The following is a 20,831-nucleotide window of genomic DNA, read 5'->3' as shown; positions in this document are numbered from 1 at the left end:
CGGTTCTCGGCAAGCGGTTGGAACGCTATCGAAGCAGGGGGCGGCGGTTTCGGCAAGACCGGCTCTTCGCCGACCTGCGGCCGATCGCGCGGAGGGGCATTGGGTGTCTTGGCGCTGCCTTGCACCGCACCTAAAGTCACCGCTCATCGTTTTCAGGAGACGGATATGGATCTCGGACTTGCGGGCAAGGGCGTCATCGTGACCGGCGGCACACGGGGTATCGGCCTCGCCATCGCCAGGGCCTGCCTGGCGGAAGGGGCGACGGTCTCGATCTGCGGCCGCAGCCGGGAGTCGCTGGATGCCGCCCTGGCCGAGCTAGGGGAAGGAGCCCACGGCGCCATCTGCGACGTCGGCGCCGCCGAGGCGCTTGCCGCCTATGTCGACGCGGCGGCCGGGGCCCTGGGCGGTCTCTATGCGCTGGTCAACAACCCCTCCGGCTTCGGCGCGACCGACAACGAGGACGGCTGGAAGAAGGGCATCGATGTCGACCTGATGGGCGTGGTGCGCGCCACCTGGGCCGCCGCCCCGCATCTGGAGAAGACCGGCGGCAGCGTGCTGAACATCTCGTCCATTTCCGGCATCGGCCCGAGCGGGTCGATCCCCTATGGCGCGGTGAAGGCGGCGGTGATCCAGCTCACCCAGTCCCATGCCCTGCACTATGCCCCGCAGCGCATCCGGGTGAACTGCATCGCACCGGGCTCGATCGAGTTCCCCGGCGGAAGCTGGGAGTGGCGGCGCTACAACGACCCGAGCAAGTATTTCGCCACCCGCGACAAGATCCCGTTCGGCCGCATGGGCACCCCGGACGAGGTCGCCCGGGTCGCCGCCTTCCTGGTCTCCGACGCGGCGGGCTGGGTCACCGGTCAGACCGTGGCCGTGGACGGCGGTCAGAACTTCGGCTGACCGCCCGCCACTGCACATGACGGCTCCGGGGCGGCTCCGGGTCGACCCCTGATCACATTCGTCGCACGCGCGAGACGGTCGCAGACCTGCTATTATCGGGCCGAGTGACAACGCCCAGGTGTCACGTCGAGTGACAACGCCCAGGCCCGGAGCATCTGTCCCATGGCGGAGATCACCCGAGACGGCCCCTCCCTTCCCGGCGCACGGACCGACGAGGCCTCGCTGAGCCGGCCACGCGCCGCCGACCCGCCCGGTTCGGCGAAGAAGCGGCTGAAGCGCTACCTGCCGAAGACGCTGTTCGGCCGGGCGCTGCTGATCATCGTCACCCCGCTGGTGCTGATGCAGGTCATCTCGACCTACGTCTTCTACGAGCGCCACTGGGAGATCATGACCCGGCGTCTGGTGCACAGCCTGGCCGGCGACATCGCCTTCCTGATCGAGGAACTGAGGCCGCCGATCAGCCAGGAATGGGTGGCGGAACTGTCGGAACGCGCCGACCGGCATTTCGACATCGAGCTGCATTGGCAGCCCGAAGCGATCCTGCCGAACCAGCCGAGCTACTCGGTCTTCGACCAGACCCAGGAGGCGATGAAGGACGCGATGGAGACCAAGGTCCACCGTCCCTACATCATGAACACGGACCTGATCGACAGGCGCATCGAGATCCTGGTGCAGCTCCCCTCCGGCGTCCTTCAGGTCCTCGCCCACAAGAAGCGGCTGTTCACCTCGACCACCTACGTCTTCATGCTGTGGATGATCGGCTCGTCGCTGGTGCTGTTCGCCATCGCCATCGTCTTCATGCGCAACCAGATCCGCCCGATCCGCCGGCTGTCGATCGCCGCCCGGGCCTTCGGCCTCGGCCGGGACGTCACCGGCTTCAAGCCCGAGGGCGCGACCGAGGTGCGGCAGGCCTCGGCCGCCTTCCTGCAGATGCGCGACCGCATCAACCGGCAGCTTTCGCAGCGCACCGAGATGCTGGCCGGCGTGAGCCACGACCTGCGCACGCCGCTCACCCGAATGAAGCTGGAACTGGCCATGCTCGGCGACAACGAGGACATCGCCGAGTTGAAGGCGGACGTGACCGAGATGGAGCGCATGGTCGAGGGCTACCTCGCCTTCGCCCGCGGCGAGGGGGCGGAGGTGCCGGTCGAGATCGATGTCGGCATTCTGGTGAACGACCTGATCGCCAACGAGCGGCGCGGCGGCACCCGCATCGTCTACGAGCAGCCGGACGACGGCGCGGCGGTGCTGCCGGCCCGCCATGACGCCCTGCGCCGGGCGGTGGCCAACCTGATCCAGAACGCGGCACGCTACGGCTCGCGGGTCAACGTGGCGGTGGTACGCGCCGGCGAGATCGTCGAGATCACCGTCGACGACGACGGCACCGGCATTCCGGAGGACCGGCGGGAGGAGGCGTTCCAACCGTTCAAGCGCCTGGAGCCCTCGCGCAACCAGGAGACCGGCGGCACCGGCCTGGGCCTGACCATCAGCCGCGACATCGTGCGCAGCCACGGCGGCGACCTGACCCTGGAGGACTCGCCGCTCGGAGGGCTCAGGGCGGTGATCCGGCTGCCGATCTGATCCGCCCTTAGACAGGCCGCAAAGGTGTTCCCTTTTCGTACCCCCGGCCCTATCTTCCCCCCATGAGCACAGACCTGATCGAAGCCCAGCTTGAGCATCTCCGCGGCATGCGTCAGGAGGTGACGGCCACGAACCGTGCGATCACCGCCGAGATCAAGGCCGATGTCGCCGCCCAGGACGCCGGGGTGCCGTTTCAGGTGGTGTCCGAGTACACGCCGGCCGGCGACCAGCCCCAGGCGATACAGGAACTGATCAAGGGCATCCATGCCGAGGAGCTGGATCAGATCCTGCTCGGGGTGACCGGCTCGGGCAAGACCTTCACCATGGCCCACGTCATCCAGGAGGTGAAGCGCCCGGCGCTGATCCTGGCGCCGAACAAGACGCTGGCCGCCCAGCTCTACGGCGAGATGAAGAGCTTCTTCCCGCATAACGCGGTGGAGTATTTCGTCTCCTATTACGACTACTACCAGCCGGAAGCCTATGTGCCGCGCACCGACACCTTCGTGGAGAAGGAATCCTCGGTGAACGAGCAGATCGACCGGATGCGCCACGCCGCCACCCGCGCCCTGCTGGAGCGCGAGGACGTGATCATCGTCGCCTCGGTGTCTTGCATCTACGGCATCGGCGCGGTCGAGACCTACGGCAACATGATCCTGAAGCTGAAGGTCGGCGAGCGGGTCGACCGCACGGCCACCATGCGCCGGCTGGTCGAGCTGCAGTACAAGCGCAACGATGCCAGCTTCCACCGCGGCACCTTCCGGGTGCGCGGCGACAGCCTGGAGATCTTCCCGGCCCACTTGGAGGACCGCGCCTGGCGGCTGTCCCTGTTCGGCGACGAGCTGGAGGCGATCCAGGAATTCGACCCGCTGACAGGCGAGAAGACCTCGGCCCTCGATCAGGTGCGCGTCTTCGCCAACTCGCACTACGTGACGCCGAAGCCGACGCTGCAGCAGGCGGTGCGCCTGATCAAGCAGGAGTTGAAGGTGCGGCTCGACGAGTTGAACCGGGCCGGCAAGCTGCTGGAGGCCCAGCGGCTGGAGCAGCGCACCACTTTCGACATGGAGATGATCGAGGCGACCGGCTCCTGCGCCGGGATCGAGAACTACTCGCGCTATCTCTCCGGCCGCAATCCGGGCGAGCCGCCGCCGACCCTGTTCGAATACCTGCCCGAAAACGCCATGCTGATCGTCGACGAGAGCCATGTGACGGTTCCGCAGATCGGCGGCATGTTCAAGGGCGACTACGCCCGCAAGTACACCCTGTCGGAATACGGCTTCCGCCTGCCGTCCTGCATGGACAACCGCCCGCTCAAGTTCGAGGAGTGGGAGGACATGCGGCCGCAGACGGTGTTCGTCTCGGCCACCCCCGGCCCGTGGGAGCTGGAGCGGACCGGCGGCGTGTTCACCGAGCAGCTCGTGCGGCCGACCGGCCTGATCGATCCGGTCTGCGAGATCCGCCCGACCAAGAGCCAGGTCGACGACTGCATCGCCGAATGCCAGGACGCCGCCGCTCGCGGCCACCGGGTGCTGATCACCGTCCTGACCAAGAAGATGGCCGAGGCGCTGACCGAGTACATGAACGAGGCCGGCATCAAGGTGCGCTACATCCACTCCGACGTGGACACGCTGGAGCGCATCGAGATCATCCGCGACCTGCGGCTCGGCATCTTCGACGTGCTGATCGGCATCAACCTGCTGCGCGAGGGGTTGGATATCCCGGAATGCGCCCTGGTCTGCATCCTCGACGCCGACAAGGAGGGGTACCTGCGCTCCAAGACGTCCCTGGTGCAGACCATCGGCCGGGCGGCGCGGAACGTGGACGGCCGGGTGCTGCTCTACGCCGACACCATCACCGCCAGCCTGGAATACGCGCTGAGCGAGACCGAGCGCCGGCGGCAGCGCCAGATCGAATACAACACCGAGCACGGCATCACGCCGGAAAGCGTGAAGAAGAACATCGGCGACATCCTGCAGAGCGTCTACGAGCGCGGCGACCACGTGTCGGTCGACACCGGTACCGGCGAAGGCGAGCTGATCGACAAGCCGATCCGCCAGATCATCGAGGAGCTGGAGGTCCGCATGAAGGCGGCCGCCGCGGACCTGGAATTCGAGGAGGCGGCCCGCATCCGCGACGAACTCAAGCGCCTCGAAGCGGCGGAACTGGGCGTGACCACCGACGGCAAGCCCCTGCCCCGCGGCGGCGTGGTGCGCCTGAAGATCGCCATCCAGCCGCCCAGCGGCCGCCCGCCGGAGAAGGGCAGCGGCGGCAAGGGCAAGACGCGGAAGCGTCGGGGGCGCTGAGAGCCCTCAGCCGAGTTCTATTACCCGCGCTCCATCACTCGCCCTGCATCACCTGCTGGCGCAGGGCGCCGCAGTCGACGTCCTGGGCCTCGCCCATCTCGAAGAACGGCAGATCCGGCTTGTCCGGCTCGATGCTGGTCTCCGGACTGCCGAGCGGGCCCCTGACCCGGACCGGCGCCTCCAGGTCGATCAGGCTGAAATCCTTGGCGTCGGCGGTGATGTAGAGATCCACCGTCTGGTCCAGCAGATTCACCCCGCCCCGGGCGTACAGCACGGAGTCGGCGGTATCCACCACCACCCTGTCGAACTGCGCCACCCCGTCCCTGACCACCGCCCGTCCGGCGCCGCAGCGGATCGGAACCCGTGCGTCGTCGCCGACGAACAGGATCAGCGTCTCCACCAGATCGACGCTGGCCGCCTCGATCAGCAGGCCGCTGAAGGCGCCCTTGGACACCTCGATCACCCCGTCGCCATCGGCCGTCGCCATGATATCGGCCAGCGACCGTCCGCTGCCGATGATGTACAGCGCGCCGGACAGGGTGCCGCCCATGGTCTCGAAATACTTGCTGTCCTCGAAGAACGCCGCGAGCGCCAGGTCCTGGAAGGTCACATCGGCGTCGGCGGACGGCACCTCGTCGCGGGCGTTCAGCACCAACTCGCCGGAGAGCACGCCATCGGCCACGCCCATCCGGAAGGGATTCGCCACTGCCCGTCCGTTATCCAGCGTCACCGTCGCCTGCAGGGAGGTGATGGCGAGCTCGGTGCTGGAGAGCACGTTGGGCGCGTCGAAGGTGACGTTCATGTCCATCAACCGCAGGCGCTCGACGGCGATGGGAATGTCCGGGAACAGCTTGCCTTCTTCCACGAGCCTGCGGCCGATGCGCTCCTGGTCCGGCGACGCCGTCTCGCCCTCGCCATAGGCCGGCGTGGCGCCGACCAGGGGACCCAGATCGTCGAAATCCAGCTTCTGCGACACCAGATCGGCCGTCAGCATCGGCCGCTCGGGTCGATAGTCGAGAGTGGCGGAGCCGGCGATATCGCTGTCGCCGATCCGTCCGTCCAGGTTCGTCACCTGCCAGACCTTACCGTCGCGGGTTACCCGGCCGGCCAGCGAGTAGGGCGGGGTCGGCGGGGTCGGCACGCCGAACAGCAGGAAGAGGTCGGCCAGGTTCGGGCCGCTGAAATCGATCGCCACATCGGCGCCTTCCAGGGCGATCGGATCGGCGAAGGTGCCCGTCAGGGCGAAGTCGGTGCCGCCGGCGAGGATCTTCAGCTCGACGGGATAGGGCTCGTCGCCGTCGCGCAGCTCCAGGATGGAACCGCCGGTGAAATCGATGGCGAGCGGCCGGTCCTGCAGCGTTCCCTCCAGCTTCAGGGCCAGCGGTTCCGGGGCGTCCATCTCGCCGCTGCCGGTCGCCACGGTGCCTTCCACCTCGATCCCGCGTGCGGGATCGCGATAGGCCAGACGCCCGTCGCGTATCTCCAGGCGGCCGATCCGCGGGGCATCGTCGCGGTCCTCCGGGGAGACGCTCTCCGCCGCGGCCCCGGCAACCGGGTTCTCGCCGAAGCTCCAGTTCGCCCGGCCCTCGGCGTTGCGCTCGAGATCGATCCGCGGAGCCTGCAGGGTGAGGTAGTCGAGCACGATGTCGCCGCGCAGCAGCGGCCAGGGATGGATCTGGAACGCAACGCGCTCGGCACGGATCAGGTCGTCGGCGCGGGCCCAGTCGGCATTGGCGAGCCGCAGCCCGGTCACCTCGACCTCAGGACGCCAGCCCCAGTCGATGCGCATGTCTTCGACGATGATGTCGCGGCCGACGCGCTCGCTCACCTGACCGGCGGCCCAGTCGCGACCGCCGTCGGTGGTCAGCCACCACATTCCCGTGGCGAGCGCGGCAGTGACGACCACCACAAGGCCGCCCAAGATGATGAGCAGGACGCGCATTCGCCCAGGGTTCCTGTTTTATGAGAACGCTCTGGGGAACGCGCGATCTGTCGCCGGGTTCCCGACCCTCGCTTTCCGCCGTCGGGGATCAGCCGGCCTTCAGCATGGAGAAGATCTCGTCCTTCAGGGCCAGACGCTTCTTCTTGCACTCCTCGGCATAGGCGTCGGAAGCCGGCGCGACCTCCGCCTCGATGCGCGCGACCTCGCGGTCGACCTCGTGATAGGCGTCGAACAGTTTTGCGAAATGCGCGTTCTCGGTCTTGAGTACGTGGATCTTGTCCTTCAGCTCCGGGAATTCCGTGCCGATGTCGTGATGCAGATCCGTTGTCATGGTGTGTCCCTTCTCGCGTCGTGATGCGGTGACGCTATGAGGGTCAGGTGGGCGGGTCCTTGACCAAGATCAATCCCGCGAGCGTCTCTCTGCGGCGTCGTCACGCACCGGGGCTGCCGTCGCTTCGCTGTCCCCGGCCTCGGCGCCGCGGGAGCGGTCGGCGTCGGACGTCTCGTCCGTCAGCCGCGGGTCGCCGATCGCCTCGTCCTGCTTTGAGGGAGCACTTTGGGACGCCTCCACCTCGGGCGTGGTCGCCGGCATGGAGGCGTCGGGCTTGCGGTTGCGCGCCTTCTCCTCTTCCTCCTCCGCCCACAGGGCAGCCGCCAGCAGCGGATCCTCCGGCGGGGCCGCGGCCCCGGAGTCGCCGTCCGGGCGCTCGCCGATCTTGCGGCCGATGCCGTCCACCATGCGCAGGCTCTTGATGAGATCCTCGATCTCCCCCCATTCGGTGCCGGTCTGCCGCAGGACCGCGCCGCCGAGCTGAAGGCTGGCCTCCATCGTCTCCACCACGGTGCCGGCGGCGCCGAGCTCTTCCAGCCGGCGGGCATGCAGCGGATCGCGGGCTCTGGCAAAGATCGGCAGGTCGGGCAGGCGGCTGACGAGATGCTGTACCGTGCGTTCGACCGCATGACCGCCCGTGGACATGGTCAGGACGACCGCCCGGGCGTTCTCGCCGCCGAGCTTGTGCAGCACCTCCGGCCGACTGGCATCGCCGTAATAGACGCTGTGCCCGTCGCGCCGGCCGTCGCGTACGTTCTGGGCGTCGGTATCAACGGCCACATAGGGGACCATCTTGGCGTCGAGCAGGCGGGCGATGGTGTGGCCGACCCGCCCGAACCCGGCGATCACCACGTGGTCGTGCATCTCATGACCGCCGTCGAAATCGGCCGACAGCTGGGCGTTCTCATGGTTCTCGAAGAGCACGGCCGCCTTGCCGATCGCCCAGACGATCACGGGGGTGACGGCCATCGAAATGGCGACCACCAGGAACATGAGATTGACGGTATCGTCGGCGACCACCGAGGACGCGGCGGCGATGCCGAGAATGACGAAGGCGAACTCGCCGCCCTGGGCCAGCAGGGCCGCGCTGCGCAGGCTGACCGCGAAGGGCATCCGGAAGGCCATCGCCAGTCCCAGCACCACCACGAACTTCAGCGCGACCAGTCCGCCGAGATAGCCCAGCACCGTGAACACTTCGCGGAACGCCAGGCCCAGGTCGATCGACATGCCGATGGTCATGAAGAACAGGCCGAGCAGGATCCCGCGGAACGGCTCGATATCGGCCTCCACCTGGTGCCGGAACTCGCTTTCCGACAGCAGCAGGCCGGCGAGGAACGCCCCCAGGGCCATGGAGAGCCCGACCTGCTGGGTCGCCCAGCCGATGCCGAGCACCACCAGCAGCGTCATGGCGGTGAACAGCTCCGGCGCGCCGGCCGACGCGATGACATGATACAGCGGCCGCAGGAGCTGGCGGCCGGCGACGACGATGACCGCCAGAGCCACGAAGGCGGTGCCGGTGACCTTGAGCAGTTCCAGAAGGATCGTTAGCCCGTCCATCTCGCGCCCCAGGAGCGGGACGACGATGACGATCGGCACCACGGCGAGGTCCTGGAACAGCAGGGCGGAGAACGCCGCGCGGCCGTGACGGGTCGCGAGCTCGCCGCGCTCGTTCATCAGCTGCAGCACGAAGGCGGTGGAGGACAGGGCCAGGGCGGCGCCGATGGTCACCGCCGCCCCGTAGGTCTGGCCCATGAACAGGGATATGACGGCGACCAGAAAGCCGGTCAGCACCACCTGGGCGGTGCCGAACCCGAAGACCAGGCGGCGCATGACCTTCAGGCGGGCGAAGGACAGCTCCAGGCCGATGGTGAACAGCAGGAAGACGACACCGATCTCGGCCAGCTCGCGGGTCTCGGTGACGTCGTCGATGATCGACAGCCCGTGCGGGCCGATCATCGCACCGGCCGCGAGATATCCCAGAACCAGACTGAACTTCAGGCGGCGCAGCAACGGGGCGAATAGGACCGCCGCCGCCAGAAAGATCAGAGCATCGCCAATCGGGCTGCCATGGCCGCTCGACTGCATGGTGTCGAAGGCGTCCAGCAGGCTTTCCAACGACTTTTCTCCAAATGGGTCTCGGCACAATGCCGGTCCCGGCGACCGGCGGAGCGATCCTAGACAATCGTTCCGGAACGGGCTACCGGCACCACGAAATCTCTGCGTATACAATCATTGAAATTTCGTCGCCGCTCCCCATTCCTATGGGTCACGCGCGCCACGATCCCGCCACTAACCCTCAGATTTACATGACCCGATCGCCAGCCCGCCAGACCGCCCCGACGTGCCAAGACAGAGAAGTCCGAATGCACTCGACCGGCGATTGTTCCTGGAGGGCGGCATGATATCGGCAGGGTTGATTTTTGCCGGACTGGTCCTGCTTCTGGTCGGCGCGGAGACGATGATCCGCGGCGCCGTGGCCATCGCCCGGCGCCTGAACATCAGTCCCCACGTCATCGGCCTGACAGTCATCGCCTTCGGCACCTCGGCCCCCGAGCTCTTCGTCAGCCTCAAGGCGGCGATGAACGGGTCGCCCGGCATCGCCATCGGCAACGTCATCGGCTCCAACATCGCCAACATCCTGCTGATGATCGGCACAGTCGGCGTGATCTCGCCCTTTGTCTGCGGCGGTGCGCCCCTGCGCCGTGACGGGCTTGCCCTGGTGCTGGGTACGATCCTGTTCGTCGGCGTCGGGCTCCACGGCATCATCGAGCGCTGGCACGGCGCGGTGATGCTGGCGCTGCTCGTCGCCTATCTCCTCTACTGCTATTTCGAGGAGCGTCGGCGCCCGGACAGCGTCCACGCCAAGGAGGTCGAGGAGTTCGATGCCCTGCCGACCAGCACCTGGCGCAGCGTCCTTTATACGGTGGGCGGCCTGATCGGCGTCCTGGTCGGCGCCCGCCTGCTGGTGGACGGCGCCGTGGAGGTCGCGAACCGGGCCGGCATTTCCGAGACGGTGATCGGCATCACCGTCGTCGCCGTCGGCACGTCGCTTCCGGAGCTGGCCACGACACTGGTCGCGGCGCTGCGCCGGCACAGCGACGTGGCCCTGGGCAATATCATCGGGTCGAACATTTTTAATACGCTGGGGATTCTAGGGACGGTTGCGTTGGTCAGCCCGCTGCCGATACCGCCGGAGGTGATGTCCCTGGACCTGTGGTTCATGCTTGGCGTGACCATCGTGTTCGTCGCCATGGCGATCAAGCTGCCGTCGTTCAGCCGGCCCTGGGCGCTGGTCTTCTTCGCCACCTATGTGGCATTCATTACCAATCAGTTCGTCCCGGTCGACACCTTGAACTTCGCGTCCTACTGAGTTCCGCTACTGTCGAGTATCGCCATGGCACAGCGCGTCCCGCAGCCCGTTCCGAAAACAGCGCTGGTGACCGGGGCGGCGCGCCGGGTTGGCCGGGCGATCGCCCTGGCTCTGGCGGGCGACGGCTGGAACGTGGCCGTTCATTACGGCGCGTCCGGCGATGCGGCACAGGAGACGGCCCGGGAGCTGCAGGCCCTGGGCGTGCGTGCCGAGGCGATCGGCGCCGACCTTTCCGACGAGACCGACCTCCGCAGCCTGATCGAACGGTGCGAGGCCGCACTCGGCCCGGTCGGGCTGCTGGTCAACAATGCCTCCACCTTCGAGCGCGACAGCCTGGCGACGGCCACGCGCGCGTCCTGGGACCGGCACATCGACCCGAACCTGTGGGCGCCGCTGGTCCTGATGCAGGACTTCGCCGCGCGCCTGCCGCAGGGCAATGACGGGGCGGTGGTGAACATCATCGACCAGCGGGTCTGGAACCTGAACGAGGACTTCCTGTCCTATACGATGTCGAAGGTCGGGCTGTGGGGGGCGACGCGGACCCTGGCCCTGGAACTGGCGCCTAGGATCCGGGTGAACGGGGTCGGCCCCGGTCCGATCCTGCCGAGCGTCCACCAGGACCAGGACCGGTTCGACAGCCAGGCGCGGGCGACACCGCTGCAGCACGGCGCCAGCCCGGACGAGGTCGCCGCGGCGGTGGTGTTCCTGGCCGCGGCGCAGTCGGTCACCGGCCAGATGATCGCCGTCGACGGCGGGCAGCATCTGGGCTGGGCGCCGCCCGGACCGGACACGCCGCGCGACTGATCCGACCGTCCCCCGGGACAAAGGTGGCGCGGCGGTCCCGGCGATCGTTTAATCTTCCACTCGATTTCGTGAAATAACCGACAAGATACCTTTCGTTAAGATCTTGTACGGACTGCGATAGCGGCCAAGTCCACCCCGACACTTGTTCACACGGACTGGTCCGGGGAAGGCGCGTAACCTAGCTGTAATGGAAGTTTCGTACAGAGATGACGCAGGGCCGGGCACGACAAATAAATTCGTTTAAATACAAGGAGTTATTTTGATGCCCAAAATTTAGGCATTCGGGTGTTGGGCCACGGAGTCTGCGGTTTCCAGATGGCTCCTCCTGGCTTTTCCACCCAGTTTTCCACAGGAACAGTGGATTACGAAGCCGCACGTTGTGCGTGTTCAGGCAGGCCTGGAATTCACTTTGAAGAGCGCGTTGAAGAGTCCATGACCAAGTCCTTGGAAGACACCGATATTAGCGATCCCCCCTCGGGCACCGAGCGGGCACGGCGCGGCCGGAAGACCGTTCCGGATATCGAACGCGGGGTCTCCGTCATCCGAAATCAGGTACGCACGCTGCCAAATGCTCCCGGTGTGTATCGCATGCTCGATGAGAACGGCGACGTCCTCTATGTCGGTAAGGCACGCAGCCTGAAGAAGCGCGTGGTGAACTACACCCACGCCGCGAAACTCGAGCACCGGATCTTCCGCATGGTCAGCGAGACCGCGTCCATGGAGATCGTGCGCACCCACACCGAGGTGGAGGCGCTGCTGCTCGAGAGCAACATGATCAAGCGCCTGAAACCGCGCTTCAACGTGCTGCTCCGCGACGACAAGTCGTTCCCGCACATCCTGCTGACCGGCGACCACCCCTACCCGCAGATCACCAAGCATCGCGGCGCGCGCAAGCGGAAGGGCCAGTATTTCGGCCCGTTCGCCTCGGCCGGGTCGGTCAACCGCACGATCACCGCCCTGCAGCGCGGCTTCCTGCTGCGCAACTGCACCGACAGCATGTTCTCCAACCGCCAGCGCCCTTGCCTGCAGTACCAGATCAAGCGCTGCTCGGCCCCCTGTGTGGGCTATGTGACCGAGGCCGAATACGCCCGCCAGGTCGAGGACGCGACCCGTTTCCTGACCGGCCAGAGCAACCAGATCCAGCGCGAGTTCGCCGCCCGCATGCAGGAGGCGGCCGAGCAACTGGAGTTCGAGACCGCCGCGATCTACCGCAACAGGATCCGCGCGCTCACCGCCGTGCAGGCGAACCAGGACATCAACGTCGAAGGACTGGAGGAGGCCGATGTCATCGCCATGTACGGCGAAGGCGGCAACACCTGCATTCAGGTGTTCTTCTTCAGGGCAGGCAGTAACTTCGGCAACCGCGCCTATTTTCCGGCCCACGACAAGCAGACCGAGCCGGAGGACGTGCTCGCCGCCTTCATCGGCCAGTTCTACGACGACAAGGTGCCGCCCCGGCTGGTGCTGATCAGCCAGGACATTCCGGAGCAGGACCTGGTCGCCGAGGCGCTGTCGACCCGGGCGGACCGCAAGGTCGAGCTGTCGCGTCCGCAGCGCGGCGGCCGGCGCAAGCTGATGGACCACGCGCTGACCAACGCCCGCGAGGCCCTGGGCCGCCGCATGGCCGAGAGCGCCTCCCAGCGCAAGCTGCTGGAGGGGGTCGCCGCCGCCTTCGGCCTGGACACCACGCCGGAGCGGATCGAGGTCTACGACAACTCCCACATCCAGGGCTCCAACGCGGTCGGCGCGATGATCGTCGCCGGCCCCGACGGGCTGATGAAGAGCGCGTACCGCAAGTTCAACATCCGCAACGTCACCGGCCGCGAGAGCACGGCGCAGGAAGGCCTGGCCGAGGTCGAGGCGGGCGACGACTACGCGATGATGCGCCAGGTGCTGACCCGGCGGTTCGGCCGGGCCCTGAAGGAGGATCCCGAGCGCGCGACCGGGGTCTGGCCCGACCTGATCCTGGTCGATGGCGGCCAGGGCCAGCTCACCGTGGCCACCGAGGTCTTCGCGGAACTCGGCATCGACGACGTGGCGGTGGTCGGCGTCGCCAAGGGGCCGGACCGCGACGCCGGGCGCGAGCGGTTCTTCATGCCCGGCCGCGAGCCGTTCCTGATGGAGCGGCGCGACCCTGTGCTCTACTTCCTGCAACGGCTGCGCGACGAGGCCCACCGCTTCGCCATCGAAACCCACCGGGCCAAACGAACTAAGGCGATCGGCGCCAACCCGCTGGACGAGATCGCCGGCATCGGCGCCAAGCGCAAGAAGGCGCTGATGCACCATTTCGGCTCCGCCCGCGGCGTCTCCCGCGCCGGGCTCGGCGATCTGGAGGCGGTGGAAGGGATCAGCAAGGCGGTGGCCCGCAAGGTCTACGACCACTTCCACGAGGACGGTTGAGGGGCATTCGCTTCCTCTCCCTGGTCACTCCCCGGATTTATTCCGGGGCCCACCCTCAAGCTCGCTGCGTCCTGGATAGGCCTCGCGCCAGCCTCAACGCTTGCCCCGGAATGAATCCGGGAAGTGAAAGAAGAGGAAGGAGCAGTGTACTTCCACCTCCCCTCTCTTCCCGGCCCTGCGCCGGGACCGAGGGCGCCGCTTGCCGGAACGGTTCGATGAACGCGCTGCGCTTATTCTAGGCCCCGGCGCGAGGCCGGGGAGACGGAAGGAAGATCGGTGGGGTATTGGGAGCCCCTACTCCCCCGGCGCGCGATCCGCCTGGGCGGAGACCTGGCGCAGGCCGGCCAGCAGGTAGTCCCAGCCGGTATAGAGCGTGAGCACGGCCCCGATCCACAATCCGATCTCGCCCACCAGGCGGGAATCGATCCACGCGGGCGAATCGTCGCCGATGATCAGGAAGCCGATGGCCAGGAGCTGCACCGTCGTCTTCCACTTGGCGAGCCGGCTGACCGGCATGCTGACCCGCAGCTCCGCCAGGAACTCGCGCAGGCCCGACACCAGGATCTCGCGCAGCAGGATCACCAGGGCCGCCAGCACCGTCAGCCCGGAGATATGGTCCAGCGCCACCAGGATCAGCAGCGAGGCCCCCACCAGAAGCTTGTCGGCGATCGGGTCGAGCAGCCGGCCCAAACCGGACTGCACCTGCATGGCCCGGGCGAGATAACCGTCCAGGTAGTCGGTGATGCTGGCGAAGGCGTAGAAGCCGAGCGCCACCCACCGCAATGTCTCGCCACCGAACCACAGGCAGACGACCACCGGGACAACCGCCAGGATGCGGGAAATCGTCAGCAGATTGGGCAATTGGGCTAGCATTTCGATCCAATCCGCCGTTTCAGGCGGTTAAGTCTGTCGGCCCTATGGCCGAACGGCCTCTGAAGTGGCATTACGCCATAGCATGCAGGCGAAGGAAATGGGCGATCCGGTGTGCACCTTATGCCACCGAAACCTCAGGTGAACAGATCCCACAAGGTGTCGGCGAAGGCGCCGGGTCCGGCCGACGGCGGCTCGGGGCAGTAGAGCAGCAGATCGAGCTGCGGCAGGTCCGGCAGGGAAGCCGCGTCGCCGACCATCCGAAGTCCATGCCCGACGGCGCTGACCGGCATGACGGTGACCGCGATACCCGCCGTCACCGCCGCGCTCAACCCCAGGGAGTTGGCGCTGCTGTAGACCAGCCGATAGTCCCGCCCATTCGCGTCAAGCTGCTGCAGCACTGCGTCGCGATAGATGCAGCCCGGGGCGAACAGGGCAAGCGGCAGGGGCTCGCGCGCCTCGGCCTCCGCATCGACCGAAGCAACCCAGACCAGCGGCTCGCGCCACAGCAACCGCCCGCCCTCATGGTCGCAGGGCTGGGTGACCAGGGCGAGGTCGATCTTGCCCGCCTCCAGATCCGCCAGCGCCTCCCAGCTGCGTCCGCAGGTCATCTCCACCTGGACGAGCGGGCAGCGTTCGGCGAAGGCCCGCAGGATCCGGCTGACATAGATCATCGAGGTGTCGGTCACCCCGACACGCACCCGCCCGGTGCGCGCGCCCCGATCGAGCGAGCCCAGCGCCTCGTCGTTCAGCCGCAGCAGCCGGCGGGCATAGGACAGCAGATGCGCGCCGTCGGCGGTCAACTCCACCCGGCGCCGGGCTCGCGACAGGATCTGGCAGCCCGTGAGATCCTCCAGCCGTTTCATTTGCATACTGACGGCGGACTGGCCCCGGTTCAGCCGCTCCGCCGCCCGGGTGAAGCTGCGGGTCTCGGCCACCATGACGAAGGCGCGCAGGACATCGAGATCCAGGCTGCGCAGGGAAACCCCAAGCCCCTGTTCCTGTACCTGAGCCTCGGGCTGGATTTTCACATCAGTTTTCATGATGAATCCATCAGATTAATTCGCTTCTGGAATGGTAGACCGGTCGCTACCGTCTCGCCTACACAAACTGATCGGAGCGCCATGCGATGGCCCTCAGACTTCTGATCCTCGTCCTGTGTGCCGGCAGCATCATGGGCATCGCCATCGGCTTCCGGCAGGGGCTTGGCCTCTACCTGCCCTTCCTCAGCGATGAGTTCGGCGGGCGGGAGACCTTCGCGCTGGCCATGGGCCTGATGAACCTGTGCTGGGGGCTCGGGGCGCCCATCGCCGGTGCGATTGCCGACCGCTACGGGCCGGGTCGGGTGGCGGCGGCCGGCGGCCTCGCCTACGCGCTCGGGCTCTGGCTGATGGTTATCGGCGGCGCGGACGGGCTGCTGGCAGGCGGCGTGCTCATCGGGCTCGGGCTCAGCGGCAGCGGCTTCACGGTCCTGCTCGGTGCGGTCGGACGGGCGGCACCGCCGGAGCAGCGCGGCAAGGCGCTCGGTCTGGCGGCGATGGGCGGATCCCTGGGCCAGTTCCTCGCCCTGCCCTATGTCCATTTCCTGATCGACGGCACCGGTTGGCAGACCAGCCTGCTGATCTTGGCCGCCTCGGCCCTGCTGATCGTCCCCCTGGCGCTCGGCACCGCCGGCCGGCCAGCCGAGAGCCCGGACGGCCAGAGCCTGGATGGCCAGACCGAGAGCGGCCAGAGCATGGGCGACGCCTTCTCACAGGGCCTGGCGTCCCGGGATTTCTGGCTGCTGAACAGCGGTTTCTTCGTCTGCGGCTTCCACCTGGCGTTCGTCGCCATCCATCTGCCGGCCTATCTGTCCGACCGCGGCTTCGAGCACTGGCTAGGAGCGGCGGCCCTGACCGTCATCGGCTTCGCCAACATCATCGGCAGCTACGTCTGCGGCGCCCTGGGCGATCGGTACATGAAGAAGAACGTGCTGGCCGTCCTGTACCTGATCCGCGCCGCCGTCTTCGCCGGCTTCCTGATCCTGCCGATGACCCCTGCCATGGTTCTGGTGCTCGCCGGACTGCTGGGGCTGACCTGGCTCGGCACGGTCCCGCTCACCAGCGGGCTGGTCGGCACGATCTTCGGCATCCGCTATATGTCGATGATGTTCGGGCTGGTCTTTGTCGGCCACCAGATCGGCAGCTTTCTCGGCGCCTGGATCGGCGGTGTAGCCTTCGACGTCTTCCAGTCCTACGACGTGATGTGGCAGCTCAGCGTCGCGCTTGGCGTTCTCTCGGCCGTGCTGCACTGGCCGATTCGCGAGGTCCGGCTGCTCTCCGCGTGACCTATTGGGCGGATTGGATGGACTGGGCGGCGCGCAGTTCCTGCTCCCGGCGCCGGCGGGCGAGCTCCAGCAGACGGACCCGACGGCGCTGCGCGCGGGCCTCCAGCAGCCGCTCGATCACCCGACCGAGAAAGTAGCCGGCGGGCAGGCCGGCGACCATGAAGGGCACAGAGCCGAGCAGAATGGCGCCGGTGCCCTCACCGAGCGCGAAAATGAAGTCCTTGATATGCTCGGCGTCCTTGAACTCGACCAAGCTGGAGCAGGTCATCGCCTGGCAGCCGATCCAGTAGTAGAAGGTATAGGTCGGCACCATGGTCAGCGGGTTGACCACCAGCGACCCGACCAGGGCGATCACCCAGTCGAACATCGCCGGGCGCCAGAACCGGTTGCAGACCAGCGCGATCACGAAGCACAGCACCGCCTGCAGCCCGACGGTCGGGGAAAAGCCGACCGCCATGCCCATGCACATGGATCGCGAGATCACACCGGGAGACATGCTGGTCCTGCGCCACTGACGCAGGATCTTGCCCACCATTCTGATCTGCAATCGCCGCACGCGCCTCACCCCGGAACCAACAACGCTGGCGAACCTATATTTGCGATCCGCTCGAAACAACCTTATCCAAGCATTTATGTCGAACTCGTAAATCCGGTACGATGAAACGCGTGTTTGGGATTGCCGGCTGGTCCGGCAGTGGGAAAACGACCCTGCTTCGGGCGCTCATTCCGGCTCTCTGCGAAGGTGGGGTTACCGTGTCTACGATCAAGCACGCACATCACGATTTCGACATCGATCGGCCGGGCAAGGACAGCTACCTGCACCGCACCGCCGGTGCCCACGAGGTGATGATCAGTTCCGGCCACCGTTTCGCGCTGATGCACGAGCTGCGCGACGCGCCGGAACCGACCCTGGCCGAACTCGTCGACCGGCTGGGGCCGGTCGACATCGTGCTGGTCGAAGGCTTCAAGTTCGACCCCGTGCCCAAACTTGAAGTTCATCGCCCCGCCCTCGGCAAGCCGCCGATCTGGCCGGGCGAGCCCCATATCGTCGCCATCGCCGCCGATGTCCCCCTGCCGAACTGCGAGCGCCCCGTCTTCGGTCTTGATGACATCGCCTCGATCGCCGCCATGGTGCTCGACAGGGCCGCAGAAATGGAAGCGACTCAATGACGCGGCTGGCCGACGACTGCTTCGCCGCCGATCCCGTCCCGCTGACGGTGGAGGCGGCGCTGGAGCGGATCCGCGACCGGCTGCAGGCGGTGACCGGCACCGAGACCGTGCCCCTGGACGCCGGCCTGGACCGGGTGCTGGCCGAGGACGTGGTGTCGCCGATCGACGTCCCGCCCCACGACAATGCGGCGGTCGACGGCTACGCGGTGCGGTCCGCCGACCTCGCGCCCGGCGGCGGCGAGATGGCGGTGGCCGGGCGGGTGGCGGCGGGGCATCCGCTGGACCGGACGCCCTCGGCCGGGGCGGCGCTGCGGATCTTCACCGGCGCGCCCGTTCCCGAGGGATTCGACACGGTGGTCATGCAGGAGGACTGCTGGGAGAGCGACGGCCGGGTGCGGCTGCCGGTCGGCCTGCGCCCCGGGGCCAATGTCCGGCTGCGGGGCGAGGATGTGCGACGCGGCGCGGTATCGCTTGCCGCCGGACGACGGCTCGGCCCGGGTGATCTCGGCCTCGCGGCCTCGATCGGCCGCACCGCGCTGACGGTGCGCAAGCGCCTGCGGGTGGCCGTCGCCTCGACCGGCGACGAGGTCACCGAGCCGGGCGAGGACCTGCGCCCCGGCGCCGTCTTCGACGCCAACCGCCACACGGTGAAGGCCCTGCTCGCCCGGCTCGGCTGCGCCGTCACCGATCTCGGCATCCTGGAGGACGACGCCGGCACCATTGCCCGGTTGCTGGCGGCGGCGGCGGAAGACCACGACGTGGTGATGACCTCCGGCGGGGTATCGACCGGCGAGGAGGATCACGTCCGCGCCGCCGTCGCCGCCCATGGCCGGATCGACGCCTGGCGGCTGTCGGTGAAGCCGGGCCGGCCGGTCGCCCTCGGCGTGATCGGCGGCCGCGCCTTCATCGGCCTGCCGGGCAATCCGGTCGCCGCCGTCGTCGCTTTTGTGACCTTGGCCCGGCCGGTGCTGCTGGCGCTGGCAGGCGCGCGGATCGCGGCACCAGCCCGCTACCCCGTGACGGCCGGCTTCAGCCATGCGAAAAAGCCCGGACGCCGCGAGTTCCTGCGGGTGCGCCTGGAGCCGGGCCTGGAGCTGGGCCGGCCGCCGGTCGCGGTGAAGGCCGGCCCGGACGGCTCCGGTATTCTGTCCGCCCTGGCCGCCGCCGACGGGCTGATCGACCTGGGCGAGGACTCCGAGGGGCTGGCGAAGGGGGAGACGGCCGCCTATCTGCCGTTCAACGAGGTGATGCGATGAAACTGATGTATTTCGCCTGGGTGCGCCAGCGCATCGGCGCCGCGAGCGAGACCGTCGAGGCCCCGGCCGAGGCGGCCACGGTGGAGGGTCTGGTCGCCTGGCTGAAGACCCGCGGCCCCGGTTACGCGGAGGCGTTCAAGGACACCCGCGCCATCCGTTACGCGGTGAACCAGGAATATGTCGAGCCGACCCACCCGGTGGCGGCGGGCGACGAGGTCGCCTTCTTCCCGCCGGTGACCGGAGGCTGACCATGGCCGTCCGCGTCCAGGAGGAGGATTTCGACATCGGCCGCGAGCTGGCCGCGCTGACCGCCGGCAATCACGCCATCGGCGGCCTCGGCGTGTTCGTCGGCCTGGTGCGCGACATCGCCGGCGGCCAGTCGGTGAGTGCCATGTCGCTGGAGCACTATCCCGGCATGACCGAGCGGCAGCTCGAGGAGATCGAGCGCGAGGCCCATGCCCGCTGGCCGCTGGACGCGAGCCTGATCATCCACCGGGTCGGCGACCTGGCCCCCGGCGACAACATCGTGCTGGTCGCCTGCGCCTCCGCCCACCGCCAGGCCGCCCTGGACGCCACCGGCTTTCTCATTGACTGGCTGAAGACCAGGGCGCCGTTCTGGAAGCGCGAGGACACACCGGACGGCGCGCGCTGGGTCGATGCCCGCGAAGCCGACGATACTGCCGCCGCCCGCTGGGGCTGAGCGACCTTCCCCGGCCGCCCCCTTCCGCGGATTGCCAGCCGGCTCTCTCCAATCGAAGATCGGTCGATCGAACCGACGGTTGAGGAAAGATGCATGCGCATTGCGGCCATTGCCGACATTCACGGGAACCACTTGGCGCTCCAGGCCGTGCTGGCCGATATCGCGCGGGTCGGGGTCGATCTGACGGTCAATCTGGGCGACCACCTGAGTGCGCCGCTGGAGGCGGGCAAGACCGCCGACCTGCTGTTGGCGACCGACATGATCTCGATCCGCGGCAACCACGACCGCTGGATCCTGGAGAAGACGCCGCAGCAGATGGGAGCGTCGGATCGCTGGGCGCATGATCAGCTCACCGAGGCGCACAAGACCTGGCTCGCCGCCCTGCCCGCGACCCGGACCGTGGAGGGTCGGATCTTCCTGTGCCACGGCACCCCGACCGACGACACCGCCTATTGGCTGGAGCGGGTGCTGGACGGCGGCATGGCCATGAACCGGATCGACGCGATCGAGGCGGCGGCGTCGGGGATCGACGTCCCGCTGCTGCTCTGCGCCCATAGCCACATCCCACGGGCGGTGCGCCTGTCGGACGGGCGGTTGGTGGTGAACCCCGGCAGCGTCGGCTGCCCCGGCTACGAAGACCCCACACCGCCCAATCCGCATGTCATGCAGGCCGGCACCCCCGATGCCGCCTATGCGATCCTCGAGGAGGCCGGCGACCGCTGGAGCGTGACCTTCCGCCAGGTGCCCTACGACAATCAGGCGATGTCCCGCCTGGCGGCCGAGCGGGGCAACAAGGCCTGGGCCAGCGCGCTGGAGAGCGGCTGGATCCGGTAGCAGCTTACCCCCTTCCCTGACCGTCCCCGTCGTCCTGACGCACG

At 67.7% G+C, this 20,831-nt stretch carries 18 protein-coding genes; 12 read left to right on the top strand and 6 right to left on the bottom strand.

Annotated features, from left to right (window positions below; all coding sequences use genetic code 11):
• Nucleotides 1-165: 165 nt before the first annotated feature.
• The 3 genes from G578_RS0108145 to uvrB all read left to right on the top strand — a co-directional run bounded on the left by G578_RS0108145 (nucleotide 166) and on the right by uvrB (nucleotide 4,784).
• Nucleotides 166-903 (top strand): SDR family NAD(P)-dependent oxidoreductase, encoded by a 738-nt coding sequence (locus tag G578_RS0108145; RefSeq protein ID WP_028793809.1) that lies wholly within the window; start codon nucleotides 166-168, stop codon nucleotides 901-903.
• 162 nt (nucleotides 904-1,065) lie between these two features.
• Complete coding sequence (locus G578_RS0108140) at nucleotides 1,066-2,484, top strand: ATP-binding protein (RefSeq protein ID WP_084618760.1); 1,419 nt, start codon at nucleotides 1,066-1,068, stop codon at nucleotides 2,482-2,484.
• Nucleotides 2,485-2,591: 107 nt separating this feature from the next.
• A complete protein-coding gene (gene uvrB / locus G578_RS0108135) occupies nucleotides 2,592-4,784 on the top strand; it encodes an excinuclease ABC subunit UvrB (RefSeq protein WP_028793807.1) in 2,193 nt (730 codons plus the stop codon).
• A 34-nt stretch (nucleotides 4,785-4,818) separates the two neighbouring features.
• On the opposite strand, the gene G578_RS0108130 is transcribed toward uvrB, so the two are convergent.
• From G578_RS0108130 to G578_RS25375, 3 genes are all read right to left on the bottom strand, one after another.
• Entirely contained in the window at nucleotides 4,819-6,726 is a 1,908-nt protein-coding gene (locus tag G578_RS0108130; protein WP_028793806.1) for an AsmA family protein, read from the bottom strand.
• Between the two features lie 88 nt (nucleotides 6,727-6,814).
• Nucleotides 6,815-7,057: an HP1242/YdcH family protein gene (locus G578_RS0108125; RefSeq protein WP_028793805.1), complete on the bottom strand. Its 243-nt coding sequence runs from the start codon at nucleotides 7,055-7,057 to the stop codon at nucleotides 6,815-6,817.
• A gap of 69 nt (nucleotides 7,058-7,126) precedes the next feature.
• Nucleotides 7,127-9,172, bottom strand: a complete 2,046-nt coding sequence (locus tag G578_RS25375) for a monovalent cation:proton antiporter-2 (CPA2) family protein (protein WP_051244320.1) — start codon at nucleotides 9,170-9,172, stop codon at nucleotides 7,127-7,129.
• A gap of 283 nt (nucleotides 9,173-9,455) precedes the next feature.
• On the opposite strand from G578_RS25375, the gene G578_RS0108115 reads away from it, so the two are divergent.
• From G578_RS0108115 to uvrC, 3 genes are all read left to right on the top strand, one after another.
• Nucleotides 9,456-10,427 carry a calcium/sodium antiporter gene (locus tag G578_RS0108115; protein ID WP_028793804.1) on the top strand — a complete coding sequence of 324 codons (972 nt, stop codon included), beginning with the start codon at nucleotides 9,456-9,458 and terminating at the stop codon, nucleotides 10,425-10,427.
• A 24-nt stretch (nucleotides 10,428-10,451) separates the two neighbouring features.
• Nucleotides 10,452-11,231, top strand: coding sequence for an SDR family oxidoreductase (locus G578_RS0108110; protein ID WP_028793803.1), 780 nt, complete (start codon nucleotides 10,452-10,454; stop codon nucleotides 11,229-11,231).
• 444 nt (nucleotides 11,232-11,675) lie between these two features.
• Nucleotides 11,676-13,631, top strand: coding sequence for an excinuclease ABC subunit UvrC (gene uvrC, locus G578_RS0108105; RefSeq protein ID WP_425425913.1), 1,956 nt, complete (start codon nucleotides 11,676-11,678; stop codon nucleotides 13,629-13,631).
• A 294-nt stretch (nucleotides 13,632-13,925) separates the two neighbouring features.
• On the opposite strand, the gene pgsA is transcribed toward uvrC, so the two are convergent.
• Both pgsA and G578_RS25370 read right to left on the bottom strand, forming a co-directional pair.
• On the bottom strand, nucleotides 13,926-14,504 hold the full coding sequence (gene pgsA / locus G578_RS0108100; protein ID WP_028793801.1) for a CDP-diacylglycerol--glycerol-3-phosphate 3-phosphatidyltransferase: 579 nt from the start codon (nucleotides 14,502-14,504) through the stop codon (nucleotides 13,926-13,928).
• A gap of 134 nt (nucleotides 14,505-14,638) precedes the next feature.
• Nucleotides 14,639-15,544: a LysR family transcriptional regulator gene (locus tag G578_RS25370; protein WP_084618758.1), complete on the bottom strand. Its 906-nt coding sequence runs from the start codon at nucleotides 15,542-15,544 to the stop codon at nucleotides 14,639-14,641.
• Between the two features lie 86 nt (nucleotides 15,545-15,630).
• Here G578_RS25370 and G578_RS0108090 point away from each other — a divergent pair, with 86 nt between their 5' ends.
• Nucleotides 15,631-16,827 (top strand): MFS transporter, encoded by a 1,197-nt coding sequence (locus G578_RS0108090; protein ID WP_028793800.1) that lies wholly within the window; start codon nucleotides 15,631-15,633, stop codon nucleotides 16,825-16,827.
• 1 nt (nucleotide 16,828) lies between these two features.
• On the opposite strand, the gene G578_RS0108085 is transcribed toward G578_RS0108090, so the two are convergent.
• Entirely contained in the window at nucleotides 16,829-17,362 is a 534-nt protein-coding gene (locus G578_RS0108085) for a DUF2062 domain-containing protein (RefSeq protein WP_245565579.1), read from the bottom strand.
• A 122-nt stretch (nucleotides 17,363-17,484) separates the two neighbouring features.
• Between G578_RS0108085 and mobB the strand changes: the two genes are divergently transcribed.
• From mobB to G578_RS0108060, 5 genes are all read left to right on the top strand, one after another.
• Nucleotides 17,485-17,997, top strand: a complete 513-nt coding sequence (mobB, locus tag G578_RS0108080; RefSeq protein WP_028793798.1) for a molybdopterin-guanine dinucleotide biosynthesis protein B — start codon at nucleotides 17,485-17,487, stop codon at nucleotides 17,995-17,997.
• A complete protein-coding gene (locus G578_RS0108075) occupies nucleotides 17,994-19,253 on the top strand; it encodes a molybdopterin molybdotransferase MoeA (RefSeq protein WP_028793797.1) in 1,260 nt (419 codons plus the stop codon). Before mobB ends, G578_RS0108075 begins: the two co-directional genes overlap by 4 nt.
• The gene (gene moaD / locus G578_RS0108070; protein WP_028793796.1) at nucleotides 19,250-19,501 is read left to right on the top strand and encodes a molybdopterin converting factor subunit 1; all 252 of its coding nucleotides are present in this window, start codon (nucleotides 19,250-19,252) and stop codon (nucleotides 19,499-19,501) included. The genes G578_RS0108075 and moaD overlap by 4 nt, the downstream gene beginning before the upstream one ends.
• Before the next feature lie 2 nt (nucleotides 19,502-19,503).
• Entirely contained in the window at nucleotides 19,504-19,953 is a 450-nt protein-coding gene (locus G578_RS0108065; protein WP_028793795.1) for a molybdenum cofactor biosynthesis protein MoaE, read from the top strand.
• Between the two features lie 93 nt (nucleotides 19,954-20,046).
• Nucleotides 20,047-20,787 (top strand): metallophosphoesterase family protein, encoded by a 741-nt coding sequence (locus G578_RS0108060; protein ID WP_028793794.1) that lies wholly within the window; start codon nucleotides 20,047-20,049, stop codon nucleotides 20,785-20,787.
• The last annotated feature ends 44 nt before the right edge of the window (nucleotides 20,788-20,831 follow it).

The organism is Thalassobaculum salexigens DSM 19539 (assembly GCF_000423805.1).
Classification (GTDB): domain Bacteria; phylum Pseudomonadota; class Alphaproteobacteria; order Thalassobaculales; family Thalassobaculaceae; genus Thalassobaculum; species Thalassobaculum litoreum.
Note: the sequence above shows the minus strand (reverse complement) of the source record. Positions and strands in the feature narration are given on the sequence as shown.

Excerpts from the sequence above, each read along its gene's own strand:
- G578_RS0108145 (WP_028793809.1), top strand. The coding sequence starts at position 166 with ATGGATCTCGGACTTGCGGGCAAGGGCGTCATCGTGACCGGCGGCACA.
- G578_RS0108140 (WP_084618760.1), top strand. The coding sequence starts at position 1,066 with ATGGCGGAGATCACCCGAGACGGCCCCTCCCTTCCCGGCGCACGGACC.
- uvrB (WP_028793807.1), top strand. The coding sequence starts at position 2,592 with ATGCGTCAGGAGGTGACGGCCACGAACCGTGCGATCACCGCCGAGATC.
- G578_RS0108130 (WP_028793806.1), bottom strand. The coding sequence starts at position 6,726 with ATGCGCGTCCTGCTCATCATCTTGGGCGGCCTTGTGGTGGTCGTCACT.
- G578_RS0108125 (WP_028793805.1), bottom strand. The coding sequence starts at position 7,057 with ATGACAACGGATCTGCATCACGACATCGGCACGGAATTCCCGGAGCTG.
- G578_RS0108115 (WP_028793804.1), top strand. The coding sequence starts at position 9,456 with ATGATATCGGCAGGGTTGATTTTTGCCGGACTGGTCCTGCTTCTGGTC.
- G578_RS0108110 (WP_028793803.1), top strand. The coding sequence starts at position 10,452 with ATGGCACAGCGCGTCCCGCAGCCCGTTCCGAAAACAGCGCTGGTGACC.
- pgsA (WP_028793801.1), bottom strand. The coding sequence starts at position 14,504 with ATGCTAGCCCAATTGCCCAATCTGCTGACGATTTCCCGCATCCTGGCG.
- G578_RS25370 (WP_084618758.1), bottom strand. The coding sequence starts at position 15,544 with ATGAAAACTGATGTGAAAATCCAGCCCGAGGCTCAGGTACAGGAACAG.
- G578_RS0108090 (WP_028793800.1), top strand. The coding sequence starts at position 15,631 with ATGGCCCTCAGACTTCTGATCCTCGTCCTGTGTGCCGGCAGCATCATG.
- G578_RS0108085 (WP_245565579.1), bottom strand. The coding sequence starts at position 17,362 with ATGGTGGGCAAGATCCTGCGTCAGTGGCGCAGGACCAGCATGTCTCCC.
- mobB (WP_028793798.1), top strand. The coding sequence starts at position 17,485 with ATGAAACGCGTGTTTGGGATTGCCGGCTGGTCCGGCAGTGGGAAAACG.
- G578_RS0108075 (WP_028793797.1), top strand. The coding sequence starts at position 17,994 with ATGACGCGGCTGGCCGACGACTGCTTCGCCGCCGATCCCGTCCCGCTG.
- moaD (WP_028793796.1), top strand. The coding sequence starts at position 19,250 with ATGAAACTGATGTATTTCGCCTGGGTGCGCCAGCGCATCGGCGCCGCG.
- G578_RS0108065 (WP_028793795.1), top strand. The coding sequence starts at position 19,504 with ATGGCCGTCCGCGTCCAGGAGGAGGATTTCGACATCGGCCGCGAGCTG.
- G578_RS0108060 (WP_028793794.1), top strand. The coding sequence starts at position 20,047 with ATGCGCATTGCGGCCATTGCCGACATTCACGGGAACCACTTGGCGCTC.